The 17,857-nt window shown below is 52.7% G+C and carries 14 protein-coding genes and 1 pseudogene; 9 read left to right on the forward strand and 6 right to left on the reverse strand.

Annotated features, from left to right (window positions below):
• Positions 1 to 314: 314 nt before the first annotated feature.
• Complete coding sequence (locus tag LHU53_RS19225; RefSeq protein WP_227334396.1) at positions 315 to 1,151, forward strand: hypothetical protein; 837 nt, start codon at positions 315 to 317, stop codon at positions 1,149 to 1,151.
• A 195-nt stretch (positions 1,152 to 1,346) separates the two neighbouring features.
• Here LHU53_RS19225 and LHU53_RS19230 read toward each other — a convergent pair whose 3' ends face one another.
• The 3 genes from LHU53_RS19230 to LHU53_RS19240 form a co-directional block, all read right to left on the reverse strand.
• Positions 1,347 to 3,065 (reverse strand): UvrD-helicase domain-containing protein, encoded by a 1,719-nt coding sequence (locus tag LHU53_RS19230; RefSeq protein WP_227334397.1) that lies wholly within the window; start codon positions 3,063 to 3,065, stop codon positions 1,347 to 1,349.
• Positions 3,062 to 4,936: an ATP-dependent endonuclease gene (locus tag LHU53_RS19235; RefSeq protein WP_227334398.1), complete on the reverse strand. Its 1,875-nt coding sequence runs from the start codon at positions 4,934 to 4,936 to the stop codon at positions 3,062 to 3,064. Before LHU53_RS19235 ends, LHU53_RS19230 begins: the two co-directional genes overlap by 4 nt.
• 267 nt (positions 4,937 to 5,203) lie before the next feature.
• On the reverse strand, positions 5,204 to 6,280 hold the full coding sequence (locus LHU53_RS19240; protein WP_227334399.1) for an RES family NAD+ phosphorylase: 1,077 nt from the start codon (positions 6,278 to 6,280) through the stop codon (positions 5,204 to 5,206).
• A gap of 521 nt (positions 6,281 to 6,801) precedes the next feature.
• On the opposite strand from LHU53_RS19240, the gene LHU53_RS19245 reads away from it, so the two are divergent.
• Together LHU53_RS19245 and LHU53_RS19250 are read left to right on the forward strand one after the other, a co-directional pair.
• Complete coding sequence (locus LHU53_RS19245; RefSeq protein ID WP_227334400.1) at positions 6,802 to 7,425, forward strand: hypothetical protein; 624 nt, start codon at positions 6,802 to 6,804, stop codon at positions 7,423 to 7,425.
• A 7-nt stretch (positions 7,426 to 7,432) separates the two neighbouring features.
• Positions 7,433 to 8,368: a TniQ family protein gene (locus tag LHU53_RS19250; protein WP_227334401.1), complete on the forward strand. Its 936-nt coding sequence runs from the start codon at positions 7,433 to 7,435 to the stop codon at positions 8,366 to 8,368.
• Between the two features lie 263 nt (positions 8,369 to 8,631).
• On the opposite strand, the gene LHU53_RS19255 is transcribed toward LHU53_RS19250, so the two are convergent.
• Positions 8,632 to 9,705 (reverse strand): hypothetical protein, encoded by a 1,074-nt coding sequence (locus LHU53_RS19255; protein WP_227334409.1) that lies wholly within the window; start codon positions 9,703 to 9,705, stop codon positions 8,632 to 8,634.
• A 60-nt stretch (positions 9,706 to 9,765) separates the two neighbouring features.
• Positions 9,766 to 10,014, reverse strand: a pseudogene (locus LHU53_RS19925) (transposase family protein); the annotation flags it as partial.
• A 92-nt stretch (positions 10,015 to 10,106) separates the two neighbouring features.
• On the opposite strand from LHU53_RS19925, the gene LHU53_RS19265 reads away from it, so the two are divergent.
• The 6 genes from LHU53_RS19265 to LHU53_RS19290 all read left to right on the forward strand — a co-directional run bounded on the left by LHU53_RS19265 (position 10,107) and on the right by LHU53_RS19290 (position 17,272).
• Positions 10,107 to 10,532, forward strand: coding sequence for a helix-turn-helix domain-containing protein (locus tag LHU53_RS19265; protein ID WP_227334402.1), 426 nt, complete (start codon positions 10,107 to 10,109; stop codon positions 10,530 to 10,532).
• Positions 10,533 to 10,869: 337 nt separating this feature from the next.
• Positions 10,870 to 11,928, forward strand: a complete 1,059-nt coding sequence (locus LHU53_RS19270; protein ID WP_227334403.1) for a TnsA endonuclease N-terminal domain-containing protein — start codon at positions 10,870 to 10,872, stop codon at positions 11,926 to 11,928.
• The gene (locus LHU53_RS19275) at positions 11,921 to 14,197 is read left to right on the forward strand and encodes a hypothetical protein (RefSeq protein ID WP_227334404.1); all 2,277 of its coding nucleotides are present in this window, start codon (positions 11,921 to 11,923) and stop codon (positions 14,195 to 14,197) included. Before LHU53_RS19270 ends, LHU53_RS19275 begins: the two co-directional genes overlap by 8 nt.
• A gap of 2 nt (positions 14,198 to 14,199) precedes the next feature.
• Positions 14,200 to 15,699: an AAA family ATPase gene (locus LHU53_RS19280; RefSeq protein WP_227334405.1), complete on the forward strand. Its 1,500-nt coding sequence runs from the start codon at positions 14,200 to 14,202 to the stop codon at positions 15,697 to 15,699.
• An 8-nt stretch (positions 15,700 to 15,707) separates the two neighbouring features.
• Positions 15,708 to 17,039, forward strand: coding sequence for a TniQ family protein (locus LHU53_RS19285; RefSeq protein WP_227334406.1), 1,332 nt, complete (start codon positions 15,708 to 15,710; stop codon positions 17,037 to 17,039).
• A gap of 110 nt (positions 17,040 to 17,149) precedes the next feature.
• Complete coding sequence (locus tag LHU53_RS19290) at positions 17,150 to 17,272, forward strand: DUF4113 domain-containing protein (RefSeq protein ID WP_227334407.1); 123 nt, start codon at positions 17,150 to 17,152, stop codon at positions 17,270 to 17,272.
• 412 nt (positions 17,273 to 17,684) lie between these two features.
• Here the strand turns inward: LHU53_RS19290 and LHU53_RS19295 are convergent.
• On the reverse strand, positions 17,685 to 17,857 hold a 173-nt coding region (locus tag LHU53_RS19295), incomplete at its 5' end, for a transposase domain-containing protein (protein WP_227334408.1).

The following is a 17,857-nucleotide window of genomic DNA, read 5'->3' on the forward strand; positions in this document are numbered from 1 at the left end:
CTGAACGCGTTACTCAAGAGACTCGACAAAGCCATTGGGAAGTTCTACGCCGATGATGAAATCGTCGACGAAATAAACGGCGACTGATTCAGGACGCGCCGTCAAGGTGGCACGGCTGGACGCTTACCACCGTCCGGCTTCTTTGCAGTTGGAAAGAACAGGCGGAGGCGAATGCACTACTTCGCGTGCGAGGGGCAACGGGAGATGGCCACCCACAACCTGCGACAGCGAGACACACGCCGATCCCGCGAATTTATGGACTCACATACGGAGCCGCAAGAAATTTGCTCATAGACTTTGGGTGGCAACCAAAGATGCGGCACTGGTCCGATGGCGGCGATCTTGCCATCACGACAGGCAACGGGCCACACTACTGGGACAAGGGTTTTCATGAGATTGTCAGCGCCTGCCCTTCGGGTGTGGCTCCCTGCACGTTCGCTTTTCAAGACGTTTACGGCAATGTCCTTGTCGTTTCCACTATGGGTGAGGTTGCGCCTGAGGTCGGAGTGGAGGCGGTCGTGACGCGCTGGACTTTGGAAGAAAATGATCCGCCAATGTTGGTTGCTGAGCCCAATAGGAAGCACGCCGGTGAGTTGATTAGTGTCATGAGGCAGCTCACGCCGCCAAACATTCTTGTGGCAATTCCACTTGGAACTCCCAGTGAAAAGGTGCGTGAACGTCTTGGAGTCCAAGACGTCATCGAAGGCAACCGATGGAAGTACCGGTTCGAGGACACTCAAGTTGAAATTGCATTCGATGCGGTGGGTAGCGTGAAAACACTCGTTGTTGCGCTTGTGCTCAACAGTAAGTTCCGCGGCGTGGGGGCCCCGTTTGGTGACTTTGCACTAGGAGAATTGACCATCAATGAACTTACTGAGATGGGGCATCAAACGCTTGTCTACCGAAGCTCATTGCGGACGAAGGAGTTAGTTGTTCCTGTGAGGACAGGACCAAGCGGAGCTTGGGACGAGTGCTTCTTCGGCGCGTTGGTCGTTCATTCTGGGGTTGGTTGGTTAGCCGAGACCGATTTCCAATGGAGCGTGACGGAGGACCAACTGACATCTTCTTCCGATCGAACGACTCTAAACTGGGTTGGTGTCGGGACCGATCATGGAGAGCCTCCATACATCGACTGGTACATCAAAGCCTAGCTCCGCATGTGGCGAGGAGTCGCCTCGCTGCCCGCTAGCGGACGTTCTCGAACTGCATCCGGCCCGAACTTGCCGCAGCAGTCGGCCCAAACCGAAAATGCGGTGGCGCTGTCGGGAGGCCAGAAGGTTGCGGTAGGGACGGAGGTTATCCTACAATCCTAACGATTGCGGTCTTTGAGCATAACTGTTGATTCGCTACCCAACCTCCTTGAAACCTTTGGCCAGCAACGTGGGTCGCAACTCCTTCACGACACTATGCGGCACAGCCACCCACAGCAGGTCCCGGGCACGGGTCGCAGCGACGTAGCCGATGCGACCAACCTCCGTTGTGACGCCGTCCAGCAGAGCCTGCACTTGCTCTCTGGTAGTTATGTACATGACGGCATCAAGGCTCTCTCCCTTGGCCTTGTGTACGGTGTCAACCCGAATGGTAGTTGTGTCGTTGTCCGCTAGATCCTCGGCACTCGCAAGTGGCGTGATCGGCAAAGCTGTCTTGGCTAGCTTTCGGCCGATATTCTCAGTCGCCTTCAATCCGAATTTCGTCTCCAGTCTAGCCAGCAGAAATTTGACGCGTGCCAGGAGTTGCGGATGCCATTGCGTGTCTGCAACGAGTGTCGAGGATGGGAGGCCAGTGTCAGCATCGCGGATGAAAGACCAAATTGTTTTGCGCAGTTCCCGAGCCACTGGATCACCCTTGGGTTGTGCGATCAGGCTTTCTAGGCCATTGGGCGCGTTGTCTAGTAACGCGACCACCGCGACGGTTACACGCTGGAACGACTTCAATAGATCCCTGCGCCTGTCGCGCAGCACAGCTGCTGCCGCGAACGCTTTGACCAAACCTTGGCCGGCCGACACTTTGTCGCCGCGCAATGTCTGTGCTAAGCCGTTGGAGCGGCACAGGATGGCGGAACGATTGATGTCGGCGCCCGCGGCAAACATTGCCCCCTGGAACGCGGTAATGAGCTGCGGGTGTTGGTCCTTCTTGTAAGTGGTGAAGAAGGCACCATGCGGCATGCTGGGCGCGAACCGTTCGGCGACATCGGCGCGACCGCATAGGCCGTTAGCAAGGTTCACTATGCTGGGGACCGATCGGAAATTTTTCTTCAACGAATACTGTTTGACGCCTGCGCGCCGGTGGTAGCTGCTGAGGAAATCCCCATTGGCACCGGCGAAGTCGAAGATGCCCTGATTGGGATCACCGATTAGCGTCACGCAAACCCCGGCACCGATGAGCAGTTCGAGGATCGCTTGGTGCACCGAGCCAATGTCCTGCGCCTCGTCGATCAGGATGTGCGGGTACCGGCGAGCTAGGGCGGCGAGCAGCTCGGGCCTCTCATTCAGGACACGGTAGGTCCAGTAGCGGCCCAGGTCGTGTGTATACGCACCAGTTCGGCCCAGCTTCATGATCAAATTGCGGGCGATGGCCGTGTCGACCTGCTCGACCTTGTCGTTGAAGGAGTGGTAGAAAAACTCGGCTCCATTCACGAACGCAAGCTTCAGCGCTGTGATGGGCTGCGGAAACGCCAAAGTCGAAAACTTGAAGCCTTCCAGGAAGCTCTCGTTGCCTGTCACCAAGAACGTTGCACGCGACGACGTCATGGTCCGATGTCCATGCGACCGGATGATGTTGGTGGTGATGAAGCCGTCCAGCGTGTCGATCTCGACCCGAGACCTGCAGGCGCTCGACGGCAGACTGCTCGCCAGATCGTCATAGGCCTTGCGGAAGGTGTCGACAGCCACGTTGGAGAACGAAAGCAGCGCCACGCGACCGCGCTCCTCGCCGAGATTGCGGCGCATGCGGACGAGTCGGTGCACGGCCGTCTTAGTCTTGCCACTACCTGCGCAAGCGATGACACACAGCGGGACCATCGGCGCGTCGACGACGTCCTGCTGCTCGGGTGTCAGCGCGCTCATGGAATGGGGGACGCTGACACTTGGCAAACGTGTCTGATGGCGTCTTGGATGTAGGCTGGCACCTTGAAGACCACAGTGTCGTCGGAAATGACCTGCGCCAGCGCCTGGGCAAAGCTGCCTTTCTGGACGTTGTTCTGCTTGCGCTCGAACATTCCGCAGAACAGCGCTTTGGCTTGCGCTGCGTCACCAACTTCGGCGGCGACGGCGGTCGTTAGGGATTTGGCAATCCTCGGCCGCAGCTCCTTGAGCGCCTTGAGCATGGCCGTGCGGTTATCCGAATCCAAGGCCAGGTCGTACTCGAAAGTCTTGAGGCCATGGAATACCTTGACGTGGCCATCCTCGCTCTTCTTCATCTTGGCAGTGTTGGCCGAGATGATGATGGTATCTCCCGGCGCGGGATAGACGGGCTCGGCGTCCTCATCCTCATCCTCGTCCTCTGCGTCGTCAGGATCGACTGCGGCTGCATCAGGCGCGGCGATCAGGGCGGCAGCATCCGAAGGAGCTGCTGCCGCCGTTGGCGAGGGTGCTTCGGCGGCGGCGGGATCGGCCTTGGGCGCCACTGGATCCGCGTCGGTTAAGACCGCGACCGGGACCTTCAGCGCCAGGTCCCCAAAGAGGGGGAGGAACGAATCGAAGTTCAGTCCCTCGACGCTGATCAGACTCACGCCGTGCTGGCGCAGGTCACAGTCCATGCGCTTGGCAAGCGCATCGACCATCATGAGTTCGGCCGCGCCCTCGACAAAGATGACCCGGCGAGCGAAGAAGAGCTCCGCGCGCGTGACATCCAGGTATCGCTCGAGCTTCTCACGCTTGCCCTTCTTGAAGGTAATGCTGCGTGGAAGGAAGGTTTCGGCTGCGGCGCCGGTGTCGACCAGGCACACCAGGCTATCCAGGTCGGCACTGCTCGCGAAGTTTGGTGAATGGCTGGTCACGAATAGCTGGACAGGCTTCTCGCCATCGATGGTCTGGATCGACTTCAGGTACTGGAGCAGCACGGCCTGGAGCTGCGGATGCAAATGCGCCTCTGGCTCCTCAACGATCAAGCCGCGGTAGCAGGAGTCAGGGTTCTTGGCCAGCTCGCTCAGCACGACTGCCATGTAGATCAGGTTGTTGAAGCCCAATCCGTTCTGCTCGATCTCGAAGGCGTCCACCATCAGCGACAGCCTGGACTTCAGGCTCTTGAAGTCGCTGGCGCTGAGGCCCACCTCGAGCATCTGTGCGAGCTGCGGGCCCAGCATCGTCTTATGCCGGGTGTTGATGGCATCGCGGGTGTTGACGATGGGCAGGTGCGCCTTCAGTTCGCCATCGAGTTCCTGCAGTGCCTTGTTGATTCCCTCGATGCCGACATCATCGGCCAACAGCTGTAGCAGTCGGGCAAGCTGGCTGGCGCGACCGGGCTTCAGCCCTTGCGAGGCGTCACGCAGCGGCGGCAGGTAGACGCCGCGTAGGTTCTCCATAATGTCGGCAGTCAGGCCGACGTCTTCGTGCTCGCCGCACCACCGCTTCGCGCGCAGGCGTCCACCTTTGTCGGGGTCAGAGTAGCGGATCTTAATGTGCGCCTCGAACTTTCCCGATGCGTCGGGCACCAGAGCAGCCAAGAAGTCCGCCTCATCGTCCGCGTCTAGCTCGCTGAACACGTACTCAAAGACGATGTCGCCGGAAGCGGTGCCGCCCTTAGGGCGGTGTACATCCTCTTCACCGAGGCGCGGGTAAGGCTCATCGTGCCCGGCGAGCAGCGCGCGCAAGGCGTCAACGACGGCCGTCTTACCGACGTTGTTGCCACCGACCAGGACATTCAGGCCGGCTTGAAATGACAGTTCCGCATGCTTGAGCTTGCGAAAGTTCTTTATGACCAGTTTGGCCAGATGCATTATTGTTATCTCCCTGTCTAACAGATCACGGACGTTGTCATTGTCTCCATGACCCGTCATTCGAAGTTTTTTCGTTTGGCAAATGTTAGCTGACCGGTGCGCTTCGGTTGAAGTGGATCAAATAAAGTGCCGCAAATCTGCCGTTGATGAACTTCGACCGTGGCCCGCGGTGGAAATTTGATCTCGGCAAGCTTTACCCGCAGAGTTCAATCCACGGCTCTGAAGCCGCCGCTCGCGAAAGACGGGAGCTGGCCATACCGCAATGACTCAGTAGGCCACTGGCCCGAAGTGCCCCTGGTAGCCAATCTGGGTGAGGATCACCCGATTGATGCAGTGCATACGCACAGACAGGTTCTCCAGTGGGCGTCCGAATAAGGCAAAGTTTGGAATCGTAAATGCGCGGCCATACTCTTCAGACTGACGATGAAACCGCCGCAGCGAAAGGCCGTAGGCTGTCTCAAAGGGACGCCCACCCGTCCGGATCAAGCTGAAGAACGACGGGTAGATCACTCCATCGAAGCCTGCAGCCCTCGCTGACAACGCAATTGCGCGGGAGATTTCATAGGAGTGAGCGCGTGCAAGGAACAGCATGTGGATGGCCATGTCCAGGCTCTCGAACTCCGTCACGTCCTCCTTCAGAACATTCGTCAGATCTAGCAGCCTCATGTCCCGTTCTGTCTTCAGTGTTGCGACGAAGATCTCATCCTCGGCGGTAGCCCGGCACTCGTGAATGCAAATGTCGATGTCCTGCGAGCCGTACAACACGGGAAAGCCAACAGAGTCAAGCCTCCCCTTACCGGCCAATTCAGTCGGCGGGCTGTCGTATTCACCGGGGTTGGCAGGTCGTCCAGGGGCAATGCGCAGGCGATAGAAGGCGGAGTCCTTCGCTAGTGTCCTTTCCGGATACTCATTCAGAACGCGTGCAATGACTTGTGAGCGCTTCGCCGGATCTTCGAGGTTCTTTAGAGGTTCGACTTCACCGACCATCCAGAGACGAGGTCCATAGTTAAAGAACCCAATCCTCGCCGCGTCCTCGATCAGCTTGATGTCCTCCTTCAGCCACGGCGATGGAGAGATGTCACCCTTGCCGTAGTGATGCTCGTTGAACTGGATGATCGGAGCGCCACCATAGTGACCCCGGACTGTCGTGCCACTGACAAAGAAGCGCCAAGCCAGAGCTTCAACTTGATCCTTGGTCAGCTTGCGCCCATTTGGACTTCTGCACTTTGGACATTCACCTTCCTTGTCGAGGCCATGCTTGTAGGCGTCGATACGCAGACCCTCATCCACAAAGCATTCTGAGCAAAGAAGAACTGTACCGGTGTCGTCTTTCGTAGTTGCCATCAAATTCATCCACAGTCGGAGATGTCGGCGGCACGCCGATTCGCAGAGTAGCGACTCACTGCGCCCGATTCTCGTCGCTGTCCGTCGCGAACGGTAACGCTACTTATCGGCAATCGTAGCTTGCTGTGGCGGACACCGGTTACACGTGCCGCCTGAAAGCTGCCGCTGGTCAACGGCAGGAAGTGGCCCCAACCTGCAGCCGCCCCATTGGAGTCGTAGCGGTTGCCGAAATCGGCATCCGATAGCCGACATCCGTGTATCTGCGTCACCGCATCGTCAATGTCCGCTGTCGAGATTGTCCATCTTCAAAGTGGTCGTCACGTGACAGCCTTAACCGGTCTGCCATCCGGAAATTTACCATCACCCCAGCCAGTGACTCGTTCGGGTCGACAGTTGATAAATTTTTAGCCGTTTTACATGGATGTCGAGTTGGATGCATAACTGTGCCGCGGAGAGCATAAACGTGCCGAAAACACCGGCCCAAACAGACTGTCCAAATGTGTTGATAGCAGCTCCTGAACTTGCAATTCATTGAGTTTGCCCAGAAATTGAGAGGGAAATCGAGAAAAGTGAAAATCTTTGACACCCTTGACGGTGAGCAGAAGCAAAATCGTGCCGCCTTCAAATGGAAGCATATGCGTGCCGGAACGGCACGGTTATGGGTCCGGGGACAGTTGCTATGGTGCTCACTTTTCGCGCAACAGGATGCCGAGGCTAGTCTAAATCGCTTCTTTGCGCCAGTGACATCGCTCCAGTGGGATATGAATGGACAAGGTCAAATCTGGGGATATTCAGGGAGCAGGATACCTGGAGAACTTACACAAATCATAACCAATGCCACCAGTGCTGCAGATGTGGCTGAGACTCTTGGCATGTCATCGATTACGCTGCGTAGAAGTCTTGCTGAAATCTGTGTCAGCCTTCGAGAATTTCGCCTCGAGTGTAGTTTGAATCTCCGGAAGAAACTTAAAGTTCAAGAAATTCAGACCTATATCGACACTCATCCTGGATGCTCAAGGTCTGATATTTATCGCGATTGTAAGACCGCTGTCGGGTGGTTGCAACAGCACCCACCTTTACGTATTGCAATTATTTTGCCGAAAATAAACGATCATCGTTTATACCGGTTGAAGTTAAAATTTTGAGAACCCAATGATTGGATTTGCACCAATGCCGATAAATGATGAATTACTTTACAGTTATCTGTCTCGTTGGTTTTTTTTGAGTGGTGTTTTATCGGACCAAGTATTTTTGAAAACTATTGCGGGGCGTGTATTTGACGCGAGCGCAAGCGCATTGGGATGTCAAATTAATTTTAATTGTAAAGACAGTTTGCTAAAAAACAAAGAATGGATATCCGAGAATTTCACATTGCTACCATTTTCACGTCCATTTTTGCGAATTGATAAATCGTTTGAGGAGAGCGATTCATTTGGTAAAAATTCTGTGGAAAGACCATTATTTAATAATATATGGGCTCGACGTTTTGGACATCAGTCAGAACTGCGGTGTTGTTCAATATGTGTCTCTGATCAAAATAAAAAATATCACTGTGGAGTATGGCTTCGCTCGCACAATCTCCCTGGGGTTAGGGCATGCACTACCCACGGTATTCTTTTGCAAGCTTATCCATTGTTACGTACCTATTCGTATAAGGAAGCAAAATTGATTTTGGTTCCGAAACATGCGGCGAATGTCGAAGTTATTAAAGCGAATAGTAGTATGCTATGGTACGCGAATATGGCAAAAGATTTGTTGAATAGTGGGCTGCCGAATATTGATGCCACGTATATTCGTGATGAATTACAGAAAAGTCTGAGGGAGCGATTCGATATAAATACTGATGCGCAGGTTAATTCTATTCTTCGATGTAATATAGGCAAACATTTTCACCATAGTTTCTTAAAAGCTATTGAATTTGACCGCAGCATGCCTATTTGTCGAGGATTATTCGATAGCCATATCGGATATATTGATCCAGTGCATTTGATTCTTATAAGTCGTTTCTCTCACAATAATGGAATTATTGAATTGCTAAAAAATGCACTTGAATCTCATTTGCGATCGAAAAAGTCAACGTGTTGTTAATTAAGAATTAAAATCGAGCAGGTTTTCGGAGCAATCGGGTAAGAAAACACCAACTAAGCCTTGTCAAAAGCAGGTCCAACCCACACCATATTGTCTGTTTTGTACATATTTACTGATCAGTAAATATGTTGAATATGCAGAGTATTGATGAAATCGACAAGTCTAATGTCACCTGCGCTCCCGTATCGGTGCTTTCTTGGCTTTGCCGATTGTTGAAGTCCGAACCGATATTCTGTAGGGCCTGACAGATTCAATCATCAAGTTCAACCTTCAACTGCGATCGGTACACCGCCCCAGTCTTTTTGGCAACACTTGTCGATTTCCGCAAGCAACTCTGCCAAAATCCTGAGAGAATTCCCCAAACTATTCACCACAATTGGGTTGAAACACGACTGATCCTCCTCAACCCAAAGATTTCCTTTCCCTTTCGAACCAATCCTTTTTTTCCAGGGAATCCCGCAAAATTGAGCTGCCGTAGTCAATACCTCTACCATTTCGACGCTGAACGAACGTCCTGGTTTGAGTAATATTCTTTGCAACGACAGAGTAAGTTGTTCAATTTCTAAAAGATCTGGATCTAGATAAATTCTGGCAGAAGTATCAAAAAGCTTTTGCAACATGATGAATAATGAGTGAAATGCATATCGCAAGTCAATGCGCAATTGATTCCTCCACTCTTTAATCATGTCATACCATGGCATCGGATTATCGGACTCCAGTGACCTTAATATAGACTCTTTTTCTTCAAGTAGATACCAAAAATTATTTTCAGTAAATAATTCTCGTGAATAGCTGGACATTTCATCAGGGGGAATTTCGGACATTCTTCGACGCGCTAGGTGCAACGCGTTTGCACTTCCAACGCAGTTGCTAACCCCACGTTTAGAATTGGCGGATGCATATTTGGCGATTTCCTGTGCCAATGCCTCTCCGAGTGCGTGGATGGAAAACACCAGTTCACACTCAGGAGCGCAGGATCGCACCAAGCAAGCAATCTCTCCATCCATTGGTATTGCAACCAATTTAAGAGGTTCTCGGGATTGATATTCTGATATTCGTTCATATAGTAACCGCATGTTTTTGGACTTAACTGAACAAAAATCAACTGTTGAACCCATCTCTATATTGGTAAGTAATAACCCCGTACCGCGACCAATGCTCAATTTATGAATGCCAAGCAGCCGTGGTGTTTGAATCGCGGCACGTGAATTCCTCGCTATAAACCTTAGTGCATCTGCAAGTGTCTTAGGTTGCGCACCAACTTCGGCAGCCACTGAGCGCAGACTTTTGGCGTACCAAAGTCTTGCAGTCAGATAGCTGACAAAACCATCAGTCATCCGGGGTGATTCAACCACCCCTTGCACGCGCAACGTGAATGTTCGTTTGCACAAGCTACAACTCAGTCGAGGTCTCGTGATGCGTAATCTGACTTGAAAGCCTTGATAGGGCGCGTCGAGGTATGTGGCGGTACTCCAACTGTGGTGTGACATCTGCTGATAACAGATTGGACATTGGTCACCACGAAGAGCACAAGTTATCCCAACGATGAGGTGACAGTTGTGCAGTTCAAATTTATTAACACTGTCAATGACATCGCTGCCTTGTCCGCAAAACCGATATGCAATGGATTCACCAACGGTTTGCATGTCAAAAGAATGGGTGTTTTGGTTCACGCGCAAATCATCATCGAAATTGAAGTTTGAAAAAAAGCAAAATCTGGTGAAAATTTTGTAAAAAAATGAACATCAATTTATTCACAGACCTCGAAACAAACTTTTTTGGCACGTACTTAGTCAAGGTTCGTCGCGCAAAGAGGCTTATGCAAAAGCAAGTCGCGATTGATGCTGGACTTGATGCAAGCTATTTAGCGGCCCTCGAACGGGGACGCCGGTTACCGCCGCGCGCTGAGGTCATGAAGAAGCTGTTCCTTGCATTGGAAGCAAATGAAAACGAGCAATCAGAAATGAAATACGCCGCCAGCCTCAGCCGCATGTCCAATGAGCTTGTCGGCAATGCTATCAACTTTCCAGGTGTTGAGGTTGCGTTGGCAGTGTTGGAGGCGGCAGGTCGGATGACGCCTGAAGAATTGGCGGCGCTCGCCACCATGATCCATTCCTTGGGCAGTCGCCAAGTGCCTCTAATCGGGAGATCGAACATGGGCTAAAAAAGAAAACCGCACCACCCAGTTAAGGATAGGTACGGTCTAGAAATTGCATTTCTGAATGTTAGCGCTTCCAGTGTCTGCAGTTTTCTGACCGAAGTCAAGCCGTCGCGAACTCCTGAATCCCCTATTGCGATCACGCATGGACCATTTCTGTCCACTGATGGACATGTATGTGACCACTGACTGACCTTCACCGACATTTAGGCAGATTGCCCGAGATCAACGGGCAATGGGTGTCCTCTCACCCCAAAACAAATTTAACTTCAAAAGCAGCTGGCATGTGACAACCAGCTAATGCCGTTGCACGTCCATTCAACATAAAAAGAAAAACTGAACTATGAGAGGCATTAACGCCAAGAACGGTATCGAGGAGTCTTTCGTCGATGCCGACCAACATAAGCCCGCGAACTCGATAGTCATCCAGGCTGGCTATAGCGCGCCATATCTCTACCTTTTGGACGAGGACATCCAGCGCCGCCTAACAAAAGTAAAAACGTACTCTCAGAAGAAACTCACCGCAGTCAGCCGCGCCATCTTTGACGGGCATGGACAAGGTAGACGCGATGACTTCAGGCCGTGGATTCGCATCCGGCGAAATTTTTCAAGTCCGGTCAGCAATCAGGTGTTTGAATCGGTCGGGATACACAAGCGAAACCACCATTTTTTGAGTTATTTGGAGTACCACACTGCTCTGCAAATAGCCTACCTCGGTGCAGAAGAACTTAGGGAATGTTTGCCAATGTGGCCCTATCCCCATCCTCACCCCGACCAAGAATTTGACAATGATTCCCAAAGGCCGCCAGACACGATATGCGGGCTGATGGAAATCGCCAAAAACGCGGGTATTGACCATGGCTGTTTTGTTGGTACCAAAGTTCCGTACATAGGGACGATCGACATGTTGGCCGCGGTCAAATCTGGAGATACCCGACATCTGGTCGGGGTAAGTTGCAAACCAGCTGAGATCATTTTGCAAAGCGAGCGTGCAAAGGAACGCATCGAACTGGATCGTCGCTACTGCCAAGCCATCGGCGCTCACCACTTCCTGGAAAACGGAACGGGGTTCAACCAAATGTTGCTGCAGCAATTGATATGGTTGCGCCCCCTGACCAGCGAAATTCGTAGCCACGGCGGATCAACCAGACTTCAGGAATTTTCAGCTGCATTTGAAGCTTTCGCTGCCGAACGTCCAATTTGTGATGCTGCGCTTGCTGCTGGACGAGTCTGTCAGATGGACAGATCTGAAGCCTTTTTGAATTGGCGACTCGGCATTTGGCTGCATCTCATCGACATTGACTTAACCCGTCGCATCCAGATGACCAAACCGATTCGGCGTGGGCGGAACGGTGTTTTGGCCAAACTTCGCACTCGCTACCTGGGAGGCAACCATGTCTAAGATCCACATTGGCTGCGCCCTGATCGACCACGTGGAAAAGGGTGAACCATCCATGTATTGCCGTGTTATTTACATCGACGTGAAAGAGGATCTTGCATGCGTGATGCGTATCCCCGGCAAGAACAAGGCAGGCTATCAAAAAAACTATGTGATGCGCCCACTGTTCCTGTCACTCTCAGCATTGCAGGCTCAAGTGGACGAATTGCGCCTCAGTGTGACTGAGTTCGCAACCCCATCGCACTGGCTGTTAACACCTGCCCAATTGAGGGCAAACAAACCTACCGGATCCATCGGCAAGACTCGGCGCGACCTCAGGAAGTGGGTGCGGGTTCGTGCCAAGGCGTATGGCCGAATTCGACCGTTTGTTCACGGCAGAGGCATTGATGAGATCATCCTGGATCCAAGTTTCTCAGGTTGGCCGGCAAAACGTGCGCGACAGTTGGGGTTGCATGGCGCTTCACAGGTTCAGCGAGACCTCAACGCCTACTTGCTGGCAATGGGACTTCGGGGCGGGCTCTTGCCATGGTTCACTCGTAACGGTGGTGCTGGCAAACCGAAATTGTCCAATCCCAAGACCGGCCGCCCCACCGAATTCAGTGGCGACCCGAAAAATCAACTTGCCGGCAAAAACTGCAACCTCAAAGTCAGGCAAATATTCGCCATGGGCTGGAAGAAATTCAAAAAGCCTGGTGTGTCAGTTCAGACGGCTTTTACAAAAACTCTGAACAGCTGGTTTGCGAAATCTGTGGCGTGGAATGGAACGTCCGCGAAGGTCACACTCAAACCGGAGGCCTTCAAGTTCACGGCAGAGCAATTCTCCCGGTGGGGCCGAGCTGGTGAGGATGCGCTAACGCCTACTCAAATTGAGCAAGGAGAAACAGCAGCGAGGCGAACTTACCTGCGCCGCCAAAACAAGATGAAGGATCGCTTTTTATCGGCGAACGGAGAGGCCTTCCTGGACAGCACCAGCACAGATCAAACCCTGGTGTCATCTGCTTCTCGTCTCAAGGTTCTCAGTGCGCCCTGGCGAACCGATGTGATGGGTGCGTCGATTGACTACATCTTTGGACATCACGTGGGTTTTGAAAGTCCGAGCGCCATGACCGCGCTTCTGAGCATCCTGCATGCAGCAGAGGACAAAGTCGCGTACTGCGCGCGATATGGGATCAAGATTGCAGCTCGTGATTGGCACTCAATGACATTCAAAAAAATCCTCACTGACAACGGCGAGGGCAAAGGCCAACTTTCCCTGATGACATTGGAAGAAATGGAATCTGGCGCCAGTTTTGGCCCCGCCTATGACGCGATCAACAAAGCGCCACTGGAGTCAGGACATCGTCGGACGCAAAAGCAGCTTGACCACCAATTGCCGGGGTCCACCATGGGGCGTCGGAAACGGCGCGGTGAGCCAGATCGTTCCGTTATGGCTCGTCTCAACTTTTTTGAGTACATGCCCCGTTTGATCGAAAGAGTCCTGCATCACAACAACGTGGAACGGATCGCTTTAACTTCTTTGGAAATGCGGCGCGACGATGTCGAACCCACCAGACGCGGTGTCCTTGAATGGATGCTGGAGAAAGGCTATGTTGCTTCCAGCCCAGTCGACTTGCAAGCACTTAGGGTAAAGAGCTTGCCGCTTATCCAGGGATCCATGCAGGCTGACGGCCTTCATTTGTTTGATCCGACTTTTGCAGGCAAGCGCCTGATCCCCAATTTGACCTATCGAAGTGACTGGCTGATGCGATCCGGAATGCTTGCCAAATCTGCGATGAAGCGTGTACACCTGGATGTGCATTTGAATCCCAGTGACCTCTCCCAAGTTTGGGTCAACTTGGCCGGTCTGAAATGCTTGACATTGGTGTCGGCCGACCCAGACATGTTAGAACTCTGCCTGCTGGATTGGCTGATCATCAGCCGCGATGATCGGCTGAAGGGTTTTTTGGCACGTGTCGACGAAACTAAACAGCGGTCCAATCAAGTTGCATCAATAGATCGCGATGTCAAAAAGGCCAATCGCGAGCGCAACGCTGAAGTCAAGCAGCGTGGCACGCCTCTGACAAAAACTGAACTTAAGGCCAACCGTCGCGACAACACGGCTGTGGAGTCGGCCGTACAGACAGGCTTGCCAAAGCCGCCGAAACACAAATTGCCAGGTCCAATTGCAGATATTCCATCTGCAAACACGCCGCCAATAGCAAATCCAATTCCGTTGGCAAAAGCTGGGATGGGTGATGTCATTTCTGCCCTTTATAAGGACGACGAGTCGTAATCATGGACAACAACGCCCAAAATTGCCTTCTGAACGCGCTTGATCAAATGGTCACTAACCCTCTTTTGGGTGCCTTGCCACCCATGCTCGACCCACTCAATTTGGCAAAAGAACTTCGCTACCGGCCCATAACCCCAGAGCATATTCGAGCCATTCCCATGGCCGAACGCCACCATTTGAGCAACCAATACAAGCGGATATTTATACCGAATTCGTTGACGCTAGATATTGCATACAGTTTTCAACGCATGCTCCACGATGGGTTAAGCCAACGTGACCCCAGGCAAAACCTATCCAGAAAGTTCATTTATCAATCTGGTCAGCAGGTTGGTGCAGCTATGGACAAAGTGGTGTGGTGGCCTTCATTCGCATCAGGGATGGTCATTGAAGGCATCAGCGGAGTGGGAAAGTCTCAGGTGGTCGATCGAACGCTTAGTCTGTTTCCCCAGGTCATAGAACATGGCAAGAATGAAGCCTGCGGTTGGCTCCAACTCAAGCAACTGGTCTGGCTCAAGGTTCATATGTCTTCAGATGGAAGTAGAGGCGGATTTCTGCTCAACGGTCTGATGGCGTTGGACGAAGCGCTTCAGACCGATTACGCCTCTCAATACAAGGGCGTCCGCTGGACCGTTGAAAAGTTGCTCGTCGTCTTCTTGCACCTGCTTGCGGTGCACCGATGCGGCGTATTGATCATCGAGGAGGCGCAGGAGACAAATTTGAACCTAACGCCGTTTGCCCGGGACTTCATCAATTTCTTCCTGCGGGTCCTCAACTGGGGCATCCCTACAGTGCTGATCGGCAACCCATTGGCTTTCTCCAATTTGCGTGCGCACTCACAGGATGTTGATCGGTTTTCAGACAGCGGGTGGTTTCAGTTAGAACCCGAGATGGATCCGACGTCCGAACATTGGCAAAAAGGGTTGATTCCAGGTTTGTGGCTGCCCACTCTCCTTGACAATCCAGACGCCACTTACACGCAGTTCTCCGACCACTCCCTAGATTCCACGCTGCACGGGTTCATTTGGCGTCGAACTGCGGGTTTTCCTCGGTACGTTTGCCGACTGCGCCGTGCGGTCCAAGAGTTCGCATTGCGCACAAAGGCAACACAAGTGACACCCGCGATGATCGACGAGGTCTACAGGACCAGCGCCAAGATGATCCCACTTCACGCTCGGATTGAGGCCTTCGTCAACAAAGATTGGCGTGCACTGAATCAATTCCTCGATATTTCTGAGGACCATTACCGACGCCTATGGAGTCCACCTGGCAAAACTACGACTGACAACCTATCACAGCAGGTTGACAGACCCTACGTGCCTAAACCAATCGCAACCACAGCAAAGAAGAATACAAGCCGATCTGCAGCGAAGCCCCGCGCGACCAAAGCAAATCCGACGCCACCCAATCAATTTTCTCCAGAAGACATTCGGTCCAAGGAATTCCAAGAAAACATGGTGAACAATATGACGAAGGGTTTGGACCTCAATTTGTCGAAGTCCTAGTGGCCATCGTGAACGCGGTCCATGGATTTGTTCCATCATGGCGGGGTGATGAGACCTTTTATTCCTGGGTAGCTGGATTCCACGTCTTGTGTGGCAACAGCTCCGCAAAAGATACTGGAACCCGGCTTTTCGGTGTCAGCCATGCTTGCCGGGAGCGACAGGCCCCGGCAAATTTTCAGCATTTCTTATCAGTCAGCAGTGGATTGTTAGGCGACGCACGTGACATCCTATTGCGGCGGACCCCGCTCGGCTTGTATTACCCGTTCCTGCCGGAGTACCGGCGGATCTTGATGGAACAAGGTATGGCTGGGCAACATGAAGTGAATTGGCAAACGCTATTTGGCATGTCCGCCAGCGGCTTGTCCGGTACCGATTTGCTGAAATTCTGCCGTGATTGTGTCGCTGACGACCTGCGGACTTGGGGGCTGCCCCGGTGGCGAGTGCCACATCAGTTGGCTGGATGCTGGATATGCCTGGATCACGGCACATTGCTGCAGCCCTTGAAGGCCCAAACTTCAACTTGGCTAATCCCACCAACAGTTGCCAGCGACGCCGATACCGTGTCCTGCACGCCAGCTGAAATTAGCGTTTTGCTTTGGTTGGCCAAGCTTGCCAATCGATTGATTGATGCAGGTCCTCTGGATTTGGAGTCGATCCGACAGGCCGCTATTACAGGTCTGCGAGATCAAGGGGTGACCGGATGGGCACATCCAATGGATAAGCGCACACTGGAACAATGGTTTATGGGCACGACCTTGAGCTCATGGTTACAAAAATGTTGCGGTCCTGAAAGTCAGCTGTCATCGGGCGCTTGGATTCACAGCTTTTTGCGAAATCGCAGTGGTGATCATCCGTTGAAATGGATGTTGCTATGGTGTTCCCTGTTTGCGCAACAAGAAGGCGGGGCCAGTCTTGACCGATTCTTCGCGCCAATGACATCGCTTCGTTGGGATGCCAACGGACAGGGTCAAATATGGGGATATTCAGATAACAGGCTGCCTGGTGAAATTGGCCAAATCGTTGCCAACGCCACCAGTGTGGCGGAAGCTGCCAAAATTCTGGGTATGGCGCCAATCACGCTGCGCAAGGGGCTCGCTGAAATTGGGGTGAGCTTGGGAGATTTTCGTTTCGAGTGTGGCCGTGACCAACGCAAAGAAGTCGCTGTCAATGAGATCCATACCTATATCAAGGATCATCCCGAATGCACAAGGTCTGACGTTCATCGGGACTGCAAGGCGGCTGTGAGTTGGTTACGTCAATATGATCCCCATCGACTTTCACGCGCGCTGTCAACTCGCCCTGACCTTCATTCTCCTCAATTGACACTGGGCTTCAAGTAAACATTGTGCGTACCCCATGACTTGGTTAGCCAGGCGTCGTAACTGTCCGGCAGCAAGATCACCACCATGCGCTTCTCATCCACAGGTTTGTGGAACTGGCACATCAGCGCATGGCCATCCATGTAGGAAGTGCAGTCGGTGCGGGCGCACCCCGAGACTGGTCGATGCGGCAAGAGAGACTCACCCCCCAATACACCACCAAGTTCAGCGACATACCGATTGCACGGGCATAAGTCTCTTATGCAGCGAAAGCGGTCCTACATGTGCAAGGCCCGCTGGGCTATAGTGAGAAGCCTACATCCGATGCATTTTTGGGCCACTGAATGAATCTTCTCCGCATCTCAGATATCAGTAGTGCCGACGTACGTTCAATCTGGAATCTTGCCACCAGTGAATATAAGCGAATCACTGGCACCGTCGCATGGTCCTTCGAGGGCTATGGAATTCGCACACGAACGACATTTATCCAGGCATTTCGTGATCTTGGACTCACCTTCACAGAGCTTCCCAATTTTCTGAAAACTGGAGAGCGTGCTTGCGACCTCGCTGGATACCTGGACCCCTTCTACGAAATGTACGTTATTCGGTAAGCGGGCAGCCACCCCATCTTGACCACAGTACCAAAGCTGTGGCAGTTGACGGGAATCAAATAGCCAGAACTGGAGGCTGCCAGCGATGTGGCAACAACTCTTGAATCTGACTGGCACGCTGAGTGGGCAGGCGGGTCAACACATCTTTCAAGTAGGCATACGGATCATGCCCATTGATCCTGGCACTCTGGATCAGACTCATCACCGCAGCAGCGCGCTTGCCCGCGC

Origin of the sequence: Rhodoferax sp. U2-2l, from assembly GCF_020594515.1 — a bacterium.
Classification (GTDB): domain Bacteria; phylum Pseudomonadota; class Gammaproteobacteria; order Burkholderiales; family Burkholderiaceae_C; genus Rhodoferax.

Coding starts and splice junctions, on each gene's coding strand:
- LHU53_RS19230 (WP_227334397.1), bottom strand. CDS start 3,065: ATGAGCGCGCTGACACCCGAGCAGCAGGACGTCGTCGACGCGCCGATG.
- LHU53_RS19280 (WP_227334405.1), top strand. CDS start 14,200: ATGGACAACAACGCCCAAAATTGCCTTCTGAACGCGCTTGATCAAATG.
- LHU53_RS19255 (WP_227334409.1), bottom strand. CDS start 9,705: ATGACTGATGGTTTTGTCAGCTATCTGACTGCAAGACTTTGGTACGCC.
- LHU53_RS19265 (WP_227334402.1), top strand. CDS start 10,107: ATGAACATCAATTTATTCACAGACCTCGAAACAAACTTTTTTGGCACG.
- LHU53_RS19235 (WP_227334398.1), bottom strand. CDS start 4,936: ATGCATCTGGCCAAACTGGTCATAAAGAACTTTCGCAAGCTCAAGCAT.
- LHU53_RS19275 (WP_227334404.1), top strand. CDS start 11,921: ATGTCTAAGATCCACATTGGCTGCGCCCTGATCGACCACGTGGAAAAG.
- LHU53_RS19270 (WP_227334403.1), top strand. CDS start 10,870: ATGAGAGGCATTAACGCCAAGAACGGTATCGAGGAGTCTTTCGTCGAT.
- LHU53_RS19240 (WP_227334399.1), bottom strand. CDS start 6,280: ATGGCAACTACGAAAGACGACACCGGTACAGTTCTTCTTTGCTCAGAA.
- LHU53_RS19250 (WP_227334401.1), top strand. CDS start 7,433: ATGATTGGATTTGCACCAATGCCGATAAATGATGAATTACTTTACAGT.
- LHU53_RS19225 (WP_227334396.1), top strand. CDS start 315: ATGCGGCACTGGTCCGATGGCGGCGATCTTGCCATCACGACAGGCAAC.
- LHU53_RS19290 (WP_227334407.1), top strand. CDS start 17,150: ATGGCCATCCATGTAGGAAGTGCAGTCGGTGCGGGCGCACCCCGAGAC.